This window comes from Actinocrispum wychmicini, assembly GCF_004345645.1.
GTDB lineage: Bacteria > Actinomycetota > Actinomycetes > Mycobacteriales > Pseudonocardiaceae > Kibdelosporangium > Kibdelosporangium wychmicini.
Window position 1 is genome coordinate 255,500 of the sequence record NZ_SLWS01000004.1, and the last position, 19,881, is coordinate 275,380.

The 19,881-nt window shown below is 67.3% G+C and carries 15 protein-coding genes and 1 pseudogene; 8 read left to right on the plus strand and 8 right to left on the minus strand.

The features are described 5' to 3' along the window. Positions 1-99 precede the first annotated feature (99 nt). Both EV192_RS19290 and EV192_RS19295 read left to right on the plus strand, forming a co-directional pair. Positions 100-348: a hypothetical protein gene (locus EV192_RS19290; protein WP_243726939.1), complete on the plus strand. Its 249-nt coding sequence runs from the start codon at positions 100-102 to the stop codon at positions 346-348. Beyond that, positions 345-1,727: a serine hydrolase gene (locus tag EV192_RS19295; protein ID WP_132117248.1), complete on the plus strand. Its 1,383-nt coding sequence runs from the start codon at positions 345-347 to the stop codon at positions 1,725-1,727. The genes EV192_RS19290 and EV192_RS19295 overlap by 4 nt, the downstream gene beginning before the upstream one ends. A 43-nt stretch (positions 1,728-1,770) precedes the next feature. Here the strand turns inward: EV192_RS19295 and EV192_RS56855 are convergent, their stop codons facing one another. Then, positions 1,771-1,893 carry a hypothetical protein gene (locus EV192_RS56855; protein ID WP_279493667.1) on the minus strand — a complete coding sequence of 41 codons (123 nt, stop codon included), beginning with the start codon at positions 1,891-1,893 and terminating at the stop codon, positions 1,771-1,773. Positions 1,894-1,979: 86 nt separating this feature from the next. Continuing rightward, entirely contained in the window at positions 1,980-2,405 is a 426-nt protein-coding gene (locus tag EV192_RS19300) for a hypothetical protein (protein WP_207926139.1), read from the minus strand. Positions 2,406-2,582: 177 nt separating this feature from the next. Between EV192_RS19300 and EV192_RS19305 the strand changes: the two genes are divergently transcribed. The 3 genes from EV192_RS19305 to EV192_RS19315 all read left to right on the plus strand — a co-directional run bounded on the left by EV192_RS19305 (position 2,583) and on the right by EV192_RS19315 (position 5,064). Beyond that, a complete protein-coding gene (locus EV192_RS19305; RefSeq protein WP_132117250.1) occupies positions 2,583-2,816 on the plus strand; it encodes a hypothetical protein in 234 nt (77 codons plus the stop codon). A 202-nt stretch (positions 2,817-3,018) separates the two neighbouring features. Then, the gene (locus EV192_RS19310) at positions 3,019-3,876 is read left to right on the plus strand and encodes an NAD(P)H-binding protein (protein ID WP_132117252.1); all 858 of its coding nucleotides are present in this window, start codon (positions 3,019-3,021) and stop codon (positions 3,874-3,876) included. Positions 3,877-4,320: 444 nt separating this feature from the next. Next, positions 4,321-5,064, plus strand: a complete 744-nt coding sequence (locus EV192_RS19315; protein ID WP_243726940.1) for a YwqG family protein — start codon at positions 4,321-4,323, stop codon at positions 5,062-5,064. Positions 5,065-5,852: 788 nt separating this feature from the next. Here EV192_RS19315 and EV192_RS19320 read toward each other — a convergent pair. Continuing rightward, a complete protein-coding gene (locus EV192_RS19320; protein WP_132117254.1) occupies positions 5,853-6,866 on the minus strand; it encodes a pentapeptide repeat-containing protein in 1,014 nt (337 codons plus the stop codon). Positions 6,867-7,963: 1,097 nt separating this feature from the next. On the opposite strand from EV192_RS19320, the gene EV192_RS19325 reads away from it, so the two are divergent. Further along, the gene (locus EV192_RS19325) at positions 7,964-9,511 is read left to right on the plus strand and encodes a DUF5336 domain-containing protein (RefSeq protein ID WP_132117256.1); all 1,548 of its coding nucleotides are present in this window, start codon (positions 7,964-7,966) and stop codon (positions 9,509-9,511) included. A 52-nt stretch (positions 9,512-9,563) separates the two neighbouring features. On the opposite strand, the gene EV192_RS19330 is transcribed toward EV192_RS19325, so the two are convergent. From EV192_RS19330 to EV192_RS19340, 3 genes are all read right to left on the minus strand, one after another. After that, positions 9,564-10,907, minus strand: coding sequence for a HAMP domain-containing sensor histidine kinase (locus EV192_RS19330; protein WP_132117258.1), 1,344 nt, complete (start codon positions 10,905-10,907; stop codon positions 9,564-9,566). Further along, positions 10,904-11,575 carry a response regulator transcription factor gene (locus tag EV192_RS19335; protein WP_132117260.1) on the minus strand — a complete coding sequence of 224 codons (672 nt, stop codon included), beginning with the start codon at positions 11,573-11,575 and terminating at the stop codon, positions 10,904-10,906. The genes EV192_RS19330 and EV192_RS19335 overlap by 4 nt, the downstream gene beginning before the upstream one ends. A gap of 71 nt (positions 11,576-11,646) precedes the next feature. Then, positions 11,647-12,243 (minus strand): hypothetical protein, encoded by a 597-nt coding sequence (locus EV192_RS19340; protein ID WP_132117262.1) that lies wholly within the window; start codon positions 12,241-12,243, stop codon positions 11,647-11,649. A 195-nt stretch (positions 12,244-12,438) separates the two neighbouring features. Between EV192_RS19340 and EV192_RS57420 the strand changes: the two genes are divergently transcribed. Together EV192_RS57420 and EV192_RS19345 are read left to right on the plus strand one after the other, a co-directional pair. Further along, entirely contained in the window at positions 12,439-12,585 is a 147-nt protein-coding gene (locus tag EV192_RS57420; RefSeq protein WP_424923370.1) for an ADP-ribosylglycohydrolase family protein, read from the plus strand. Further along, positions 12,522-13,199, plus strand: a pseudogene (locus EV192_RS19345) (ADP-ribosylglycohydrolase family protein); the annotation flags it as partial. The gene EV192_RS57420 and the pseudogene EV192_RS19345, both read left to right, overlap by 64 nt. A gap of 23 nt (positions 13,200-13,222) precedes the next feature. Here EV192_RS19345 and EV192_RS19350 read toward each other — a convergent pair. Continuing rightward, entirely contained in the window at positions 13,223-13,594 is a 372-nt protein-coding gene (locus EV192_RS19350; protein WP_132117264.1) for a hypothetical protein, read from the minus strand. Next, positions 13,591-19,860 (minus strand): polymorphic toxin-type HINT domain-containing protein, encoded by a 6,270-nt coding sequence (locus EV192_RS19355; protein ID WP_132117266.1) that lies wholly within the window; start codon positions 19,858-19,860, stop codon positions 13,591-13,593. The genes EV192_RS19350 and EV192_RS19355 overlap by 4 nt, the downstream gene beginning before the upstream one ends. Positions 19,861-19,881: the final 21 nt, after the last annotated feature.

Genomic DNA, 19,881 nt, shown 5'->3' on the forward strand with positions numbered 1-19,881 from the left:
GCATCTAGCTGCCACTTTGCGTGTCCACTGTGTTGACACTGTATGAAACGCAACGTAGCGTTTTCTCATCAGGAAAGAGAGGACTCAACGATGCACGTGATGGCCGTGTCGACCGTCTCGGACGACGGCAAGTTCTGGAGTGGCCTGAAGAAGGCACACGCCAAGCTCCCCCAGGGCGCCAAGTGGAAACTGGCGGTCGCGAGCAAGGACGGGACCAAGGCGATAAACATCATCACCCACGACTCCGTCGACGATGTTCGGGACTTCGTCGAGACACACGCAGGCGCCTACGCGACGACGGAGTACTTCGAAGCGGACGCCGCGAACGCGGTCGGTCTTCCCCGATGACGATCGACGTACCGCGGATCCAGGCCCGGGTCACCGAACTCCTTGCGGAGTACGGAATTCCGAGTGCCGCGATCGGGATTCTCCACGACGGGGCACGCACCGAGTTCACGGCCGGCATCAAGAACGTGGAAACGCGGGAACCCGCGACGACGGACACCGTCTACCAGATCGGCTCCATGACCAAGACGTGGACCGCGCTGGCCTTCATGCAGCTCGTCGACGAGGGGAAAGTCGATCTGGACGAGCCGGTACGCAACCATCTGCCAGGTTTCGTGGTGGCCGATCCCGAGGCAAGCGCCAAGGTCACCCCGCGCCACCTGCTGTATCACACCAACGGTATCGAGGAAGCCTTCGGCGATCCCGCCGAAGACGACGACGTCTACGAGCGCATGGTCGAGAACATCGCCGACGCGCCCCAGGTGTTCCCGCTGGGCCACACCCACGGGTACAGCGCGGCGCTCGGTTACGCCATTCTCGCCCGGATCCTGGAGGTGCACGACGGCAAACCGTGGGACGACGTCATGAGGGAACGCCTTTTCGATCCCATGGGCCTGACCAGCACGAACAGCCGGCGCGAGCAAGTGGACGAAACCCGGGCCGCGACCGGGCACCTGATCCGCTCCCTACAAGAGGGCCCCATCGTCACACCGATGGACTACCTGCCGCGTGCCTTCGGCCCCGGCGGCAACATCACCTCGACGACCCGCGAGGTGCTCGCGATGGCGCACGTCCTGCTCAACGAAGGCACGGCGCCAAACGGAAAGCGCATCATCTCGGCGGGGAGCCTCCGGGAGATGATGCGCTCGCGGGTGCCGGTACCGGATCCGTACATGTTCGGGCCGCAATGGGCGCTCGGTCTCATCGTGTGTGACTGGCACGGCGAAACCGTTTACGCGACCGACGGCAGCACGGTCGGCCAGAACGCCCGGCTCCGGCTCCTGCCGGACTCGAACACCGCCATCGCGATGCTGACCAACGGCGGACCGCGGGAAAGCTTCTACCACAAGGTGTTCAACGAGATCCTGACCGACCTCGGCGCGGTCACCATCCCGGATCTGCCCGCACCGGACACGACGCTGAACCTCGACCTGTCCAGGTACGTTGGCGTCTACGAGCGCCCCGGCGCCCGACACGAGGTAGCGGTCGAAGGCGGAAAGCTGTGCCTGACCCTGGTTCTCGACCCGATGCAGGCGGAGTTCCTCCAGAAGCCGGACCGCATCACATATGAGCTGCTCCCGGTGAGCGAGACACATTTCCTGATGCCGCCGGCGGATTCGTTGGAAGACACCCAGACAGTCGCGATCTACGACTTCACCAACGGCCCCGCCCAGTACCTCCACACCAACTCCCGCGTGCACCCACGAACGGGACCGGCGTAGCAGCGGCCAAAACCCCGCTGCGGGGAGGGGCTCTGGCCATGTGTCAGGGCAGGACCGTGGCCGCGTACTCGACTTCGATGGCGGCGATGCGCTTGTCCGCGAACCTGATGTCGTCCCACGCCGCACCTTCGGAACTCAGCCCGTTGACCTGCGGATCTTGGCTCAACCCTACCGACTGTACCGCTGCTGCTCACTGCTGGGATCGGGTGAAGGGTTCAGGGCTGGGAGTGTCCATGCTGGGAAGTCTTGCAGTCAGCGCCCGGCGTGGGCGTGGCGGAGCTGGTGGATGTGGGTCGACACCGGCCTGCTCGCAGTAGGCGGTCCAGCGGTGGTGGGCGGCGTCGTAGGAACAGGTGCCCGCCACCGCTGACTACTGCCGTTGATGCTGGGCCGGAACAGCGCGCCGGACGGGTAGCTGGTGCGGGCGAGGTAGAGCTTGAGCAGGGTGACGTAGCCGCGGTCGTCGAGCAGTACGGTGCGGACGGTGCCGCCTTTGCCGCGCAGGCGGATGTGTTCGTCGTCCAGGCGCAGGTCGAGGTCTTCGACGTACCGGCCCGGCCCACCATCCAGTCCGCCACGTAGTGGCGATCCCGGCCGCGACCGAGGCCCTGCCGGTGATCTTGCGGGTCTTGCGGTCGTCTTCCAAGGTGAACATCCACAACAAGGCGAGGTCGACATCCTCGATCGGCGACGGGCCTGCCAGCCACGACGCGGCCGGGGTGGCGCCCAGCTCGTCCATCGGGTGCTCGCTGTTCCACCACGCCACCCACGCCAGTACCTCGGCGGTGAACGCCTCGAACGTCAACGCCGGCGCGTCCGCGCCGGCACCCCGACCGCCGTCGCCGTCAAGCGGACATGCTCACTGGACAGCTCACCGCGGGAATCCAGCAGCGCCATCCGACGCACCCCAGCCTCGCGCAACACGCGACCGGCCGCATCGGCACCCACCAGCGCGAACCTCCCCGCCCAAGCACCGTGAACGGCCCGATCTCCGCAAAGGAGATCCAACACCGCAACGGCACCCAACCGGCCTCACTGTCACCGGATCGAGTGACCACGACATCCGGACGGCAGACCCGCGACTACTGACACTCAAATGTCGTTTCGCCACTGACATTCTGGTGTCGCCGCACACCCTGGCCGTGTCCCTTGCTGGCGTGCCAGTGATCGCGACTCCGTAGCGAGGTCGCGTTGCGGTCAAGGTCACCCCAAGAAACCGCGGGCAAACGGTTCCCATAGCGAGCTAACGTTGAGTCTATTCAAGTTTGAATACCTAGGGAAAGAGGACCCCGTGACCATCCTCGTGATCGGTGCGACCGGCACCGTCGGCCGAGTCGTGGTCGACCAACTCCTGGAGGCCGGCCAGCCGGTGCGGGCGTTGCCCCGTAAGCCGACCGCGGCCGAGCTACCCGACGGGGTGGAAGTGGTCGCCGGCGACCTTGCCGAACCGAGCACGTTGCACGGCGTTTTCGACGGTGTGGACCGCGTCTTCTACCTCGCTGACAGGGCGCACCCCGAGCGCGCCGCCGACCTCGCCGGTGACGTCGTCGACCTGGCCCGCAAGGCCGGGGTGCGCAGGATCGTGCACCTGTCCGGCCTCGCCGTCACCGTCCGCCGTCCCGGCAGCTACGAGATGCTGCTGGACATCGAACGAGTCATCGAGGCGTCCGGGCTGGAGTGGACCCACCTGCGGCCAGGGGAATTCGCCATCAACAAGCTGGACGCCTGGGGGCACTCCATCCGCGCCGAGAACCTGGTGCGCAACGCCTTCCCAGACGCGCTCGGGGTACCGGTCCACGAGACGGACGTCGCCGACGTGGCCACCACCGCGTTGCTGCGTGACGGCCACGCCGGGCAGGCCTACACACTGACCGGGCCGCAGGCACTCAGCCACCGCGAGCAGGCCACGGCGATCGGGACCGGCCTCGGCCGGCAGATCCGGTTCGAGGCGGTGACCTACGGGCAGGCCCGCAGCGCCTACATCCAGGCCGGCATCCCGATGGACCTCGCCGAATACCTGCTGGGTTACCAGGCCGAATACGCCGAGGAACCCCCCGAGGTCTCACCCGACTACGCACGAGTCACCGGCCGCGCCGGGCGGACCCTCGCCACATGGGCCGCCGACCACCAAGCGGACCTCACCCACTGACGCGCGCCCGCCCGGCACCCACGTCCACGGCCAGGGATCCTTCCCAGGTGGCGGGGCCCACCAGCCCCGCCACACCAACCCACGCACGACGCTGATCCCACGACCTTCTCTGAACCGAACTCCGTTCCACCGCAAGGAGAATGCTCAACCCGAGGACTGGCCACAAGGTCCATCGGGCCAAGTTCCCGCACGGCCGAGAGCCAGGCTCAGCCCGGACAGCGGTGGCACCCCTGTCGGACGCCACCAGTCACGACTACCCACATCGGCCACCGACCGACCCGGATGTTCGCCTGAAGTCGAACGTCCTCAACTCGGCATTTCCGGACGGTCGAATGCAGTCGCCGTGACCGCAGCCGCCGCAGTACCCAGCTGGGTGTCTCCTCGCGCCGCCAGCTGCGGGAGTTGCCGTTTCGAGCGTGGTCCCGAACTGGCTAGGGTAACCGCGTGAGCGTGCCTCGGCCTCCCTCGATCCGAGTGGCTGGCCTCCCGATGTACCTGATCGAGAACCGCCGTGAGGAGGCGGGCGTCGGCGCCCGGGACACGATCGGGGGCCATCCGATCCTCCCGGCTTCCGAAAGCTGGCCGACATGCCAGTGCGGCGAGCGGATGGTCCTGTTCTTCCAGGTCGACATCCCGCCGAACATCCCGGAATTCGGCGGCGACCATCTCCTGGTGTTCCAGTGTCCCTCGGACAACGACGCGGTCGGCGTCGAGGGCATCCGCGAACAGCTTCCGGAGCGCTACTGGGACGTTCCGCCAGTCTGGAACGACCCTGGCGCGTTCTGGCGCATCCTGCTGCACCAGGACGGGACCGAGCCGGCCGACGACGTCGAGCCGCACCTCCGGCCGTATCGGCTCTCCCTTCGTCCCAGCACCGAGGAGGTCACCGTCTGGCAATCGGACCACGACCCCGTCAAACGCCAGGTCGGCCGGTCCGAGTTCAAGATCGGTGGCGTCCCCAGCTGGGCGCAGGACCCGGAGTCCTATCGCTGCGCCTGCGACGCCGAAATGGTGTACCTGTGCCAGATCCCGATCGACATGGGCTTCGAAAAGCACGCGCACCAGCCCGAACAGCCCGATACGTCCAGCTCCGACCACTACGGGCTGTTCCTCGGCAACGAGGTCTACATCCTCGCCTGCCCGGCACACTGCCACCCGGCGGCGGCCTGGCCGGTGACGCAGAACTGAGCCGGGCGACCGGTCACGTCCCGCGGCTTCCAAGCGCACGCTCCCGGCTTCCAGCCCGAACTCACCGGACTGATTTCGAGCCGGATCTCGTCCAAGCCGTCAGCGTCGGCACTCGACGTCCCCGGGCCGACCGGGCACTTCGCCCCGCGTGAAGCCGTATCGCGGCGCGGTCAACGAAGTAATGGTACGGGCGCACGCTCATCTCGGCATGTGCGCGCGTTCATCGTGACACGCGACACGAGCGGATGTTGGTGCGTTGGGATTGACCGAGCCGGCTCACCACGTGGCGGCGACGCAGGAGAGCCGCCTAGCGCATGTGTGCCGGGCACTTCACTGTCCCATTTGGTCACGTCGCCACTGCTCATCGATGATCAACTCGGTCGTGTCGACGCACTACAGTTCGCCTGCCCGCGTGCGGCGGAGTGACGTCCGACGGCAGCGACGGCCGACCGCAAAACCAGGACCAGCGAATTTGGTGACAGGCCGTAGCGGTCGTTAGGACCGCCGCGATGGTCGCCAGCGCGCGGCCCGCCTCCCTCCCGTGACTGGGCGGCACAGACGGCCCCAGGTGCCAAGCGAGGGGCATCTCGCGCAGCAAGAGGAGGACCCCGCGGTGTGAGCGCGAAAGTGCCGGGCGACGTATCTGCTCGCCGCCCGGCACTGCCGGAATCAGACGCAGATACTGTGCCACTCAGTCGCGCCCGCTTCTCGGCATGCGAGGATGTTGGCTGGGTCTTCAAGCCGCGAGTGAGAGTTTCGCCATTGCCTGTGCTGGCGAAGTGTGGTGCTTACTCGTCCGTGACTCCGATTGGGCCTGCCGACCCGGCAGAGGCGGACAACGGTACTTCGACGGCTCCGTTCGATATCGCGGTTCGTGCAGAAAACCCGTGTGGCCATCGAGTTCCGGCATCGAAAACCGCACCCCGCATGCTCACGCCGTCGAGCGTTGCACCTGTCAGGTCGACGTCTCGCAAGTTGCAGTTGTCAAGCTTCGCGTCCGCAAGATTTGCGTTCACCAATGAAGCACCTCTAAAGGCGGCGCCATTGAAATCGGCCCGTTTTAGCCATCCGCCGTCAAGATGCGTCTCCGCGAATGAGACACCTTCGTAGTGACCGTCAGAGAGATTTGCTCTGCGAAGATCAAGGTGGCGCAGCCGGATGTAGTCGACCTGATGCCAGATGTAAGTGTGCTTCCCCAGCACTGTAAGGGCAGTCTGGACGTCGGGGTCGTAGTCCCTGAGCGACCTACCGGTCTCGGCGAGCATGATCTCCGATTCGCCCGGCCGGGGCGACGACGGTGGCCAAGGGCTTTTGGTTCGGATGAACGTCGACAGGACGTCAGCGCACGCCGATCTGTAGGAACTGGATATCTCCGCAAGCCTGCTGAGTGCGTAAATACCTCCAATCCGAAGTCCTGGCGCGTCGGCGCCAAGGCTCTCGAGAGCCTCGCCGAACAGGTTGAGGTGGAAGTCCTGCCTTTTCTCCTGCCTCTGCCGAACAGCCTCGCGTCTGGTATGGAGGTACTGTCGCCAGGCTAAGGCGGCAGCCGAGACAACCGCGAGCCCAGCAACGATCTGTATGAGTACGGCTCGAAATGAACTCTGCAGTTGAAGGGTGCCGTTCAGAACATCGATTTTCTCCTTATCGGTCAGCCTTGCTGGGTTCACTGAAAGTTCGCCCGTCACCGGATAGACCATCGCAGGCAGGGACACGATGACTGCCGTCAGAATCAAGATCGCTATGATCAGTCCGACGCCGAGCAAGATCCGCAGCTGAGCGGAAGCCTTACTGTTCGCGGCCATGAGCTCCGTTCCGTTCCGTGGACAACTCGCGGCTTCAGATCGCCGCCCAGATGTGTGCTGTTACCAGCACATGACATGCCGATAGGGCCCGGCGAACAGGCCCTGGTTCTCCAGTTCGATGCCCGCGTACGCGAACACCCGGCCGCAGCCAGCAGAGTCTCGAACTGTAGGTGCGATAGTCTCAGCACCGGTGATTCGTTCGGCACGTGCGGGCGGCGGACGCACTCAGCTGGCGCGAGTGCGCCAGCGCAGTATCGAGCACACAGGTGCGGTAGAAGCCGGTCACCACGGCCATCCGGCGCGACACGGTTGACGGCCTGAACCGGCGTATTTCCTGCATCCAGCGCACGTACAGCTCGATGTGCTCGGCCGAGTGTCAACGGCGCCAGCTCGCGCCCGACGCACCAGGTGAAGAACAGCCGCAGGTCGGACTCGCAGTGCGTCCGCGAGGTGCCGGTGTAGCGACCGAGGTAGGCAGATGCCGCCAACCTCACCACAACATCATCAAAGCCAGTCACGTCCATGACCACGAGCGTGATCCCAGGCGCCAGCTCCATTGCCACATTCGCGGCATGAGAGTGCGTTGGGAAGCGCTCGGCAGATCAGGTGGTATGCGCGGTAGGAGATGTCAAGAGTTGGCTTAGTGCATACTGGACCCGTTTGGCATCCTCCCAACGATTCTGAGCTCGGTAGAGGTCAAGTGCTTGGAGCCATGTCTCCTGGGCGAGAACGAGGTTGCCACGGGCCTTGTGAAGCTGGGCAATGCGGTCAACAGCGCCAGCCTCACGATAGGTGTCGGTGGTTGAACGCTGGAGATCGAGAACCTGCTGTAGGTAGCCGGCGGCCTCTGCGGAATTCCCGTATCCTGGGCGACGACGGCTGGAACGCTGAGGGCCATGGCCTCGCCATCCCGATGACAGCGTTGCTCGTCCGCCCGTACCTCCCGGGGTGCGGGCGGACGCTCATGTCTGTGGGGAACGTCGGCCGCCACCTGCACGTGTTGGTCGCGAACGCTGGACATGGGGCCGCCGGCCATCAAATATGTCCAGGTGTCCTCTCCAGGGTCTCCGTTCCAGCCGCAGCGGGCCGTTCGGTGGTTGGCTCCGCCTGTCCTGATCAGCACCGGCATCAAGGCGATGCTGTCGAGCATTTTCGGTTCGTACGCGGACAAGCGCGAGTTACAACGCGTCCTGCCCGCGAAGGTGCACAAGTGCGGTGAGGAGGAGCTGTGGTTCGACTTCGTCGCCGACCTCGGTGACGGGTTCGACGCCACGTTCTCGGTCGCCTCGCTGCTGGCCGGGGACGTCGAGGTCGACGGGCAGACGTTGCCGCGTGGGCAGCTGCTGATGATGGGCGGCGACGAGGTGTACCCGGCCGCCTCGGCGGAGGCGTACGAGGACCGCACGAAGGGCCCGTACCGGGCCGCCTTGCCTTATACGGAAGACAGCCCGTTGCTGTTCGCCCTGCCCGGCAACCACGACTGGTACGACGGGCTCACCTCGTTCCTGCGGGTCTTCGCGCAACAGCGTTACATTGGCGGCTGGAAGACCGAGCAGACCCGCAGCTACTTCGCCGTCCAACTGCCGCAACGGTGGTGGCTGCTGGCCGTGGACACCGCGTTCGAACAGTACATCGACGCCCCGCAGCTGGACTACTTCCGTACTGTCGCGGAGAAAATCGAACCCGGCGACCGGATCATCCTGTGTACACCCACACCCGCGTGGGTGTACGCGGCGGAAGGCCGCAGTCCTCGTGGTTACGACAACATCCAGTTCTTCGAACGCGAGATCGTCCAACCCACGGGCGCCACGATCCACGTCATGCTGTCCGGCGACGCCCATCACTACGCGCGATACGAGAACGGCCCCAGCCAACGGATCACCTGCGGGGGCGGCGGCGCGTACCTGACGTCGACCCACCAGCTGCCGAACGAACTCGTCCTACCGCCCAAGGGCACACGCATCCTCAACCCGCCGCACACGACCGTCCACCGGTTCGCCGCCAGCTACCCGTCACGTGCCGAGTCGACCGCCCTCGCCAAAGGCATCTTCCGGCTGCCGCTGGCCACACCCAGCTTCTGGGCGTTGACCGCGGTCCTGCAGACCGTGATCGCGTTGTTCCTGCGCATCGGCCTGACCGTGCATATGCCGGGCGCCTTTGGTCAGGTGGCGGCCTGGACACCCGCGGCGTTGGTCATCGCCGGGTTGCTGGCGGGTGGGATCGCGTTCGCCAAAGGCGACCAGCCCAGATCACGGCTCGTGCTCGCGGGTGCCCTACACACCTTGGCGCATCTCGTGTTGAGCGTAGCCTGGGCCCTGGTGTTGTTGACAGTGGACGGTTGGCTCGCGGTCGCCGTCCTGTTCGTCGCCACACCGCTGGTCATCGGGTTCCTGGACGCCGAGGTGGTGGCGCTGTACCTGATGGTGGCCAGCCGGTGGATGATCAACATCAACGAGTTGTTCGCCGGCCAGAGCGTCGAGGACTACAAGAGTTTCCTGCGGATGCACATCAACGGCGACGGCGACCTGACGATCTACCCGGTCAAGCTGGCCAAGGTGTGTCGCAAGTGGACTGATGACTTCAAGCCGAAGGAGCCGTTGACCGCGGACCTCATCGAACCGTCGGTCATCGTGCGAGTCGGGTGAGAAGCTCGATGAGCGCGCATTCGTCGTCAGGGAGCGGCACCCGCCGCTGCGCTCAGTCCGGTACGACGGGCAGGCGGAACCGCATCCGCAGGCCGTGGTCGAGGGGTTCGGCGGCGACCTGCCCGCCGTGGGTCTCCACCACCTGGCGCACGATCGCCAGGCCCAGCCCCGAGCCGGGCATCGACCGGGCCTGCGTGGACCGGTAGAACCGGTCGAACACGAACGGCAGGTCGGTCGCTGGAATGCCCGGCCCCTCGTCGGTGATCGAGAACTCCCCGTCCGCCACGGTGATCCTGACTTCGCCGCCCGGCGGGCTCCACTTCACGGCGTTGTCCACGAGGTTGCCGACGGCTCGTTCGATCGCGTCCGGGTCGACGTGCACGAGACATGGCGTCAGGACGGACTCGAACCGCGGCGCCGCCGCTCGCGTCGCGGCCTTCGCGATCACGGTCTTGGCCACCAGGTCGAGCCGGGTGTCCTCGGTGCGTGCGGTGTCCTTGCCGTAGCGGGCCAGGTCGACCAGGTTGTTGATCAGCGACCGCAGTTCTCGGGCCTGGCCGATCGCGTCCCGCACGAGCGTCGGTGCCTCGGGAGCACGCAGGCCGTCGCCGTCGGCGAGCAGCTCAAGGTTGGTGGTCAGGCTGGTCAGCGGGGTACGCAACTCGTGTGAGGCATCGGCGACCAGTTGCCGCTGTGCCCGCATCGACGCGTCCAAAGCCGTTGTCATAGCGACGAAGGACTGGCCGAGACGGCCGATCTCGTCGCGTCCGGTGGGGTGGTCGACGGGCGCGGTCAGGTCGTGGGTCGTAGCGATGTGCTCGACGGTCTCGGTGAGCATGCGGACCGGGCGCAGCACCCGGCGGGCCGCGAGCCGCGCGCTCACCGCGGCGACCAGACCGCCGCCGAGCGTCAGCGCGACCAGCAAGGCGGCCAGTGAGGCCAGGATGGCGGACTGGTCATCCAACCGCCGGGCGACTCGCATCAGCGCGCCCGGTGGTTTGCCCATGCTGGCGGTGTAGACGCGGTAGTCGACACCGTTGTACGTCGTGTCCTGGAAGTACGCGGGCGCCCAGCCGTTGGCCACATCGGTGTCGCGCTGGGTGATCTCGATGAAGTCCCGGTTCGACCCCGGATACACCGGGTCGCTGACGAACTGGACCAGGTCGCTGCCCAGGGTGACCGGGGTGTCGATGGGGATCTTCGCGCCGGACTCGGCGATCTTCTGCTTGAGCTGCCGGGCGATGGCGTCGCCCTGGCCGACGGTCTGCGTCAGCGAGTCGTCGACCTGGTGGCGCATGATCGACCGCACGGCCGGGTAGACCACCAGTGACGCCACGGCCAGCGCCAGCAGCACGACCGCGCCACCCGCCAGGCCGACCCTGGTGCGCAAGGTCATGGCTGTTCCCGTAACACGTAGCCCAGGCCGCGCACGGTCTGGATCAGCCGGGGCTCATCCGCGGACTCCAGTTTCCCGCGCAGGTAACTGATGTAGACCCACAACGCGTTGGACGCGGGCCCGAAGTCGTAGCCCCACACCGACTCGAAGATCATCTCCCGGCTCATCACGCGCTGCGGGTGGCGCAGGAACAGTTCCAGCAGCGAGTACTCGGTGCGGGTCAGCTCGATCACCCGCCCGGCCCGGTGCACACGGCAGGTCGTGGTGTCCATCTCGACGTCGGCGAACCGCAGCACCTCCTGGACCGCCCCACTGCGCCGCAGCAGGGCACGCAGCCGCGCCCGCAGCTCGTCCAGCGCGAACGGCTTGACCAGGTAGTCGTCGGCACCGGCGTCCAGCCCGGCGACGCGGTCCTCGACCAGGTCGCGCGCGGTGAGCATGAGGATCGGGGTCTGCACGCCCCGACGACGCAGCCGGCGGCAGATCTCCAGGCCGTTCGGTTCGGGCACCAGCACGTCCAGCACGATCACCTCGGGCCGGGACCGGCCCAGCTCGTCCAGCGCCTGCAGGCCGTCGGCCGCGAGGGACACCTGATAGCCGTCCCGGCGCAACGCGTGCTCCAGTGAGCGGCGGACGGCCTCGTCGTCATCGACCACCAGTACCCGCACGCGCCCAGTATGGAGCACCCCGTCGTGTCCGGGCCGGCCGTCGGCCGGCCCGGACAGACCAGCGGACAGGATCACTTCCCGGGTGCGCCGCTCAGCGTCTTGTCGTCCTTCGGCTTGCCGTACTCCTGCTTCACCTTGCGCAGCGCGTCGAGCAGCCGCTGTGGGCTGACGCCGAGCCCCTTGGCGATGGCGATGAACGCCGGATCCTTGAGGATGTCGTCGCCCTTGCCGCCCACCTTCGCCAGGTCCTTGACCACCTGACGGGCCCGGTCCTGGCTGATCTTCAGCTCGGCCGCCAACAGCTTGACCACCTCGGCCGGCACGCCTGCCTCTGTGCCGGGCGCGGGTTTCTTGCCGCCGTTGAACAGGACCTCCAGCACCTTCTCCGCCTGGGCTACCGTGATCCGGAGTTCCTTGGCGAACGCGGTGATGGCCGCGAGTTTGTCGGTTCCCTTGCCCAGTGCGCCTTTCAGGTTGCCCAATGCGGTGACCAGCTGCTGGACCGTCACGTGCAGGCTCGCGGCGATCTTGGCCAGCAGGACGTCCTTCTTACCGTCGGTTTGGGCCGACGACTGGGTGGCAGGGGCCGCTGAAGCAGTGGCCGTGCCAGTCACCACGGTCAGCGCCGCCGCGATGGCCGCGGCGACGAGCCTGGTCCGAATCCCCATACGTATCCTCACTCGGTGCGGGCACCGGCCGGTCCGGTGCCTGACCCCAGCAGACCAACCGCGGCTCAGCGGAACTTTCACCCAATCTAGGAATTACCTAAGAGCAACCGACGTGCACACGCTCAATTCGCGGCATGAGAGTGCGTTCACGGATAGTCTGGTCGGGTGGATCGTCGTGATCGGGCCCGCGGCGCGGTGGTCGGTTCGGCTGTTGGCGATGCGCTCGGCGCTCCGTTCGAGTTCGGGCCCGCCGGAGCGTTCTCGGCGCGGTTCCCCACCTCGGTCGCACCGTCAGGCCAGGTTCCCGCATCAACCCGCACGCCGCCGGGAACGGCTCCCTGATGCGGGCCACCCCCGCCGCGGTGTACTTCGCCCTTCAGGGCCGATCAGCCACGATGACGGCGGCCCGCCGTATCTCCGCACTCACCCATGGCGATCCCGCCGCCGGCGAGGGCACGGCCATCTTCCACGAGCTGATCCGTGTCGCCCTGCAGGACAGCGACCCGCTGGACGCACTCGCGGACACGCTCACCGCTGTGGATCCGATCCAGCGCGAGCGCTACGAGACGGTCCTGGCCGTGGACTGGCATCCCGCCGACGCCACCGAGTTCAACGGGGCAGTATGGCCTTGCCTGGGGTCGGCGGTCTGGGCGCTACGCACCACACGCGGTTTCGCCGACGCGTTACGCGCCGCGATCGACCTTGGCGGGGACACCGACACGGTCGCCGCCGTCACCGGCGGGCTGGCTGGCGTCGTGTACGGGTTCAACGCGATCCCGACCCGGTGGACCGACCGGGTTCACCTGCCACTGCCCGGCCACAGAAACCGCACACTGCGCCTCATCGATCTGGTGGATCTCACCGACCGCCTGACCCACCCGGTGATCACTACACAGACCGCGCAACACCCCCCGTCGCCGACGGCGGCCCGGCACACCACCCGCTGTCCTAAGTAGACAGACGGGTGGTGTGCCGATGGCTACCCGGGCCTGCCGTTGGCGTCGTCCGGCAACCGGGCCAGGCCGGCTTCCAGCAGGTCCTCCAGGAACGCGCCGCCGTACCGGCTCAGTACTTCGACGGCGGTCACCTTCCGGTCAGCCGGCCCGGCCCGGCGCGAACGCAGATACCGACCCGATTCGAAGAGTTCCAGGCGCGAGGCGCTGAGAACGTGCACGCACGCCGCTGTCGGGAGTTCCGCGTCGAGCCTGGACCGGTCGCCATCTCGCACGAGCCGCGCGAAATCCCGGAACCACTCCAGGTACTCGTTCCACTCGGAGCCGCCAGCCAGACGCTCCATCAGTTCGGGTTCGTCGCGGCAGACCGACACGAGCTGCCAGAACTTCACAGTCACCTCGAACCGTACGGAATCTGGTTGACAGTGTAGCCGAGCCGCCGCCACATCGTGGCCGCCGCGTCCCATTGCCCTGGCGTGATTCCCGCGCCGTCGCCGAATCGGCCGGACCCCGCGTTGATGGTCACGGTGTTGCCTGGGCCGAACCATGCCTCGCCGCCGATGGACGCCTGCGAACTCAGGTTCGTGTGCACGATGTTTCCCCGCGGGGTCGGGAACGGAGTCTGTTCCAGCGCGACGTTGATGCCACGTTCGTCGATGGTCCACAGGTACTTCGTCGCGGCGTCACCGTGACTGCCGTGCGTGAGGTTCGAGAACACGCCACTGGTGCTGCTCTGCAAACCCTGTGCCGGCGTGATCAGTACGCCCTCGTTCTCCAGCAATGGCCGGGCAGGCGGGCGGACCGGGCCCACCCCGCACTCGTTGTGGACCAGCACAGCGGCACGGCCGACCTGGACGTAGTACGTGTGGAGATCGTCAACGGTGAGGTTGTAGGCACGGGCCTGCCGGGCCGTGCCGGGCCGCAGCCCGCTGACGCCGACAGTCTCGCCGGTCCGGGTCAGCAGGGCGTCGCCGGAGTCGAACTGGTCGGCGCGTTCCCATGTGCCGTCGGTGGCGTTCCAGAACGGGTGGTCCTCGGTGGTGGTGACCTTGGCGCCGTCCTCGGTGACCAGGTCCAGGACCGTGTCGTCGTGCACGATGGTCGCGGTCACGGTCCGGGCACCCGCGCGACCTGTTTCCGGGTCGGTGGCGAGAACCTGGTCGCCCTCCTTGATCTCGGCGATGGGTTTGGTGCTGCCGTCGGCCATGAGGACCTGTGTGTCACCGGTGAAGCTGCAGGCCGTCATCGGCTTGCCCCGGCCGCCGCCCTTCTCGCCGCGAAGGATGCCCAGCAGCTTGTTCACCGACGGGCCCTTGCCGTAGGGGCCGTTGGCACCGCGCCGGCCGCCACCCGACATCTTGCCCGCCATGCCGCCGTCCTGGCCCATCTGGATGTAGTTCAGCTGGTCGAAGTTCAGCCGCCAGAGGAACGAGGAGCTACACGCCTTGCCGCCTTGTCCGCCGTACTGGTAGCAGGCCTGCTCGATGGCGAACATGGTTTCGCTCTCGTCGTACAGTCCTTCCCACTCCAGCCGGGTCTTGCCCTTCTGTTGTTGGATCAGCAGGTGCTTGAGCTCGTACGTCGGGGGCGCGTCGTCACCGATCGCGACGCTGTTGACGTACCTCTTGCCGGTACCGCGGTCCTCGAAGATGACGATGCCGGCCGAGATGTTCGTGACCTGGATGGGGTCCGGTGCGGACGAGCGCCCGCCCCCGCCGCCGCCGCAACGGTCCACACACATGGGTGGTATCAGACCGGTGGGGTCGCTGGTGGTGACCGGGCTTTCGTTGGCGTAGCCGTATCCGGACAGCTGCTGCGGATCACTCGGGTTGAGGACGGGGTCGAGGCTGACGAAGCGGCCGGTGCCGGGGTCGTACTCGCGGGCCCCGAGGTGGGTCAGTCCGGTGCTGGGATCCTGCGTGCCACCGACGAAGCCGCGTTGGCCGGGCCAGGCGACCGAGTCACCACGGGGAGCACCGAACGGCATCTGGCGGCGGCGGGTGACCGCGAGGTTCTGCGAGTTGACCGCGATCTGCGCGGTGGCCTGGTGATCACCGGCCAGCCAGGTCAGCGGCCCGCGTTCCTCGCGCATGGCGACGACCTGGCTGCCGTGGGCGTAGTAACGGGTGGCGGTGGGCTCGCCACCGTTGGGGTTCCACCGCAGTTCCTGGCCGCCCAGGTAGAGGGTGATCCCGTCGGGGTCACGGCGGATCAGCCGGTTTCCGTCGGCGTCGTAGATGAACGACGTTTCCTTGCCGCCCTCGGTGACCTTGACCAGATGATGTTCGCTGTCCCAGTCGAGTTTCTGGGCGGCCTGACCGGCCGGTGTGCGTTGCGTGGTTTGGCCAACCGCGTTGTACGCGTAGGTGTCGCTGGTGTTTCCGGTGGGTCCGGCGGTGTTGACCGCACCCAGCGCGTGCGCGTGCCCGGGAACGTTGTAGTTGTACGTGCTGGTGGTGTCACCGGCGGATGCGTGCCGCGTTTCGGTACGCCGGTTGCCGGCACCGTCGAAGGTGTACGAGTTCCAGAACTTGGCTGGGCCGCGCAGCCCGGCCACTGTCGGGTCGGCCTTGCAGCCCTCCTTCTCCGCCCACGTGTCGGCCCCGGGGGTCCACGCCTCGGTCATCCGTCGCAGGTGGTCGTACCGGAAGCACTGAACGTCGACATTGGACGGCTGGCCCAGCGGGGTGTCCGCGACGGCGGTGACGTTGCCGGCCGGGTCCTGGGTGTAGTGGGTGTCGGCCACCACCGGGTTCGGGACCTCGGCGTCCACTATGGACCGGTTGAGCCGCCTGGTGTTGGTGTCGTAGTAGAACGACAGCCAGGCGCGTTGCGGCTCGGTGCCCAGGTGGACCCGTTGCGGTTCGCCGTAACGGGTGTACTCGGTGTCGGTGACGTACCGGAAGGTCCTGCCTTCGTAACCGCCCGAGCTGGACTTGAGCGGCCCGAGGTCATGGTAACTGTAGGTGACGGTCTCGCGGGGCAGTTTTCCGCCCGCGGGATAGTCCACACCGGCCAGGCTGCCGTCGGCGGCATAGGAGTTGTACACGGTGTACGTGCCGGCCAGTCGCCCCTGCGCGGCCGGGATGGTGACCGAGGCTTCGACTGGCTGGTACAGCGCACTGTAGTCGGCTACCGCGGTGGTGTACGCCTGGCCGCCGACCCACCGGGTGGCGGTGGCCGGCTGGCCCTTGCCCTTGTTCGCGGTGTCGTAGGTCCATTCCGCGAGCGTGGGGCCGCCGACCCGGTCGGCGTACAGGTGCCTCTTGCGGCCCAGCGAGTCGAAGTCGTAGGCGACCGTCTTGTGGCTCGTGTCGGTGGTGTCGACGAGCTGGTCGGCGTCGTCGTAGGTCATCGTCGAGGTCCCGGAGTCCGGGTCCTCGGCCTTGACCTGCCGGCCGAGCAGGTCGTACTTGTACCGCCAGGTGGTGCCGGCCGGGTCGGTGACCGAGGCCAGCTCCCCGGCCGGGGTGTAGGAGTAGCGCGTCGTGTCGAAGGACCCGGACGGTTGCGCGGCGGTGTACCGGCGCAGTTCGAGGGTCTGTCCACGGGCGTCGTTGATCGTGGTGGTCGCGACCCCTCCGGCAGGCGGGGTCACGTGGACGCGGTCACCGCCGTAGGTGGTCTTGGTGGACCATTTCTCGATGGCACCCGCGTAGTAGGTCGAGGCGACGGTCCGCCCGGCGCCGTCGAACCTGGTCCGGCTGTGGCCGGGGATGTCGGCGTCGCCGGCGTTCCACAGCTTGGTGTCGACCGGCGCGTCGTTGAAGTACGGCTGGGTCGACTTCCATGCCCGGCCCTGGGAGTCGTAGACGGTGTCGGTGAGCAGCCGCCCGCCGCCCATCGCGGGCCCCTGGGCCTGCCGGGGCCGCAGCCATCCGTCGTACAGGACGTTGCTGCTGACCTGGTTGCCGTTCGGCGCGATCTCGGTGCTGGTGACCGCGGTCAGCGCGTCGTTGCGGATCAGGTACGAGTACTCCGTGCTGGGTTTCGGATTGCTGGCCTTCGGCCGGTTGGGCAGCCAGGCCCGTACGGTGCGGCCAAGCGGGTCGTACTCGATCTGGGTCCTGCGTTGGTTCGGGTCGGTGATCAACGTGGGCTTGCCTCGGGCCGGTTCCACCGTGGTGGTCGTGACCATGCCCGTCGGGTCCGCGTCGGTGGCCGGTGTGGTGAGGATGGTCTGGGTGAGCGGCCCGCCGACCTCCGGGACGTAGGCCATCTTCGTGGTGCGGTTCAGCGCGTCGGTGGCCGTCTTGGCGCGGCCGTGGTCGTCGTACGTCGTGGTGCTGGTCGTGAAGTAGACCGGGCCGCTGGCCGGGTGGTCCTTGGCGACCTCGACCTTGACCAGGTTCCCGTTGCCGTCGAAGGTGTTCTTGACGTCGGACAGCGCGTTGCCGGGGAACACCGGTGTCTGTCCACAATTGACGGACACGGCCGCCACCCTGGCCGTCAGACCAAGTAGCCACTTGTCGGTGAGCGGGCGGTAGGTGACGGTGGCACAACGGTCGTCGTCGGCGGTCGACTCGTCGCCCAGGTCGTTCATCCGGACCGGCAGGCCGCGATCGTTGTAGCCGGTCTCCGACCTCGTGACCCGCGGGCCGCCGGACTCCAGTGTGGTGTAGGACCGTTTGGTGCCCGGCCGGACGATGTACGCCTGGTACGTGTCCCGGGAGGCGGTCGGTCCCTGCCAGGACGGATCGGTGATCGTCTTGGTCACCACCGGGCCACCGACGCCGTTGAAGGTGGCGGACTCGAACGAGAAGCCCTGCAACCAGTCCGCGTCGGCCCGGACGCCGCCCTGGGAGTCGGACACTGTCACCGAACGGGTGCCGGACGGCAACTTGTCGCCGTCCATGCCCCGGTAGTACCGCTGCTCGGACATGGTGACCGGCCCCGACGGGTCGCGGTCGGCCCCGGACCGGATCCGGACCCGGCCGAAGCCGCGGAAGTCGTTCCACGTCCTGCGGTCCTCGGTGGTGAACTCCGAGGTGTTCCAGTGCCACGCGGCGCCGTCCAGGTACTCGTAGCCGGTGACCTGCTGGGCGCTGGAGGACATCCAGTCGGAGGTGACGGTCTGGTCGACGACGTACTTGTGGAAGTAGTCGGTGCGTTCCGCCTGCTTCGGCGGAACCCACCGGACCGGGAAGCACCGCAGCGTGTTGGTCTCCGGGTTCGCCGGCATCGGCCCGCCGGCCCGGCATTCCGAGCCGTAGTTCACCGACAGCCACCCGCCGGTCTCCGAGACCACCCCGGTCACCCGGTAGCGGTACAACGGCGACACCCCGTCGCGCATCTCCACCCGGTTGGGCATGGCCGTGCCCTCGAACCGGATCGCCGGCGTCGACGCCGACCCACCGACCAGGCCGGTGTGCGTGATCTCCTTGAGCCACAGGGCCGGCTTCTCGCCGGAGCCGGCGTCGGGGAACGTCTGGGTCAGGTCCCACCGGTCGACCGGCCGGAAATCGGCGCCGTCGCGAACCTGGGTGGTGACGGTGCTCAGCCGTTGGGTCGACCAGAACGTGGGCCAGTGCTTGTCCGGGCAGGTCGCCGCGACACATTTGTCGTCCAGTGGCGTGTCCGGGTAGTTGTCCGGCATGTCGTGCGTGCAGTTGCTGCCTGGCACGCACCGCTCCGCCGTGCCGAACACCACTCGGGCGGACGGGGTCGACGCCTTGGTCTCGTGCAGGCCGTAGTCGATGTGGTCCAGGGTGCCGCCCCGGGTGTAGGACGCCGCGGTGTCCTTCAGGTTCATCCCGTAGGAGTTGGTCTCCGGGGTGTAGTAGTAGCGGATCATGTTGCCGTTGCGGTCGACGACCTTGTCCAGGTTCCACCGCCACGCCTGCATGCAGTGCGAGTCGGCGAAGTTTCCCGGCACATGGCACGGTTCGTTGGCGTTGTTGCCGAACACCGGCACGGTCCAAGTGGACCGCGAGTCCACTTCGGAGCCGAACCAGTACTGGGTACCGTCCACAGTGGTGATCACCCAGTACTCGCCATCGTTGTCACCGTTGGCCCGGCCGGTGAACCGCTCGATCCTGGACCCGTCGTCGTTCTTGGCCCGCCAGCGCTTGTCGCCGTCGCAACAGATCAGCTCCCCGCCGCTGCCGCCGTACGCCGCGGTGGCGTTGTCGCTCTTCCAGCACAGGTCCCCGGTCTCCACGCCGTCGTCCACACAACTGCCGTACGTGCGTTCGACGAACCCGGGCGCGAGGTCCCACCCGTCCCCCACCCAGGACGACTGGTTGTTGGTCACGCTGGTCCGACCGTCCACAGCGGACGACTGATACGCCAGCGCCAGGTTCGGCCGCAGCCCGCCCGCCACGGGCGGCACCGGCAGCGGATACGACCACGTGAAGTCCCCGGTCTGGGCGGACACCGCCCAACTGGCTGACGGCGACAACGGCGTGGCCGTGGCCACACCGCCACCATCCTTGGCGCCCGAGGGTTCCTGATTGCCCGTCCGCTCGTTCAACGCGGCTTGGTCCTTCGGACGCGGCTGCGCGTCCTGCGGGGTGAGCGGCACGGCCGCGGTGCCCGGCAACGGCACGGACGGCGACCCCCCGGCCGCGGCGGCGGGCTGCGGGGCCAGCGCTGGGACCAGCGTCGCCACCAGCATCGTGGCCAGCCAGACGGACGAACGACGGTAGATCTCTCTGCTACGCACGAAGTCCCCTTACTCGACTGG

Bases quoted from the DNA above. Each gene is read 5' to 3' on its own strand.
- EV192_RS19290 (WP_243726939.1), top strand. From the start codon at position 100: ATGGCCGTGTCGACCGTCTCGGACGACGGCAAGTTCTGGAGTGGCCTG.
- EV192_RS19295 (WP_132117248.1), top strand. From the start codon at position 345: ATGACGATCGACGTACCGCGGATCCAGGCCCGGGTCACCGAACTCCTT.
- EV192_RS19300 (WP_207926139.1), bottom strand. From the start codon at position 2,405: ATGTCGACCTCGCCTTGTTGTGGATGTTCACCTTGGAAGACGACCGCA.
- EV192_RS19305 (WP_132117250.1), top strand. From the start codon at position 2,583: ATGCTCACTGGACAGCTCACCGCGGGAATCCAGCAGCGCCATCCGACG.
- EV192_RS19320 (WP_132117254.1), bottom strand. From the start codon at position 6,866: ATGGCCGCGAACAGTAAGGCTTCCGCTCAGCTGCGGATCTTGCTCGGC.
- EV192_RS19330 (WP_132117258.1), bottom strand. From the start codon at position 10,907: ATGACCTTGCGCACCAGGGTCGGCCTGGCGGGTGGCGCGGTCGTGCTG.
- EV192_RS19340 (WP_132117262.1), bottom strand. From the start codon at position 12,243: ATGGGGATTCGGACCAGGCTCGTCGCCGCGGCCATCGCGGCGGCGCTG.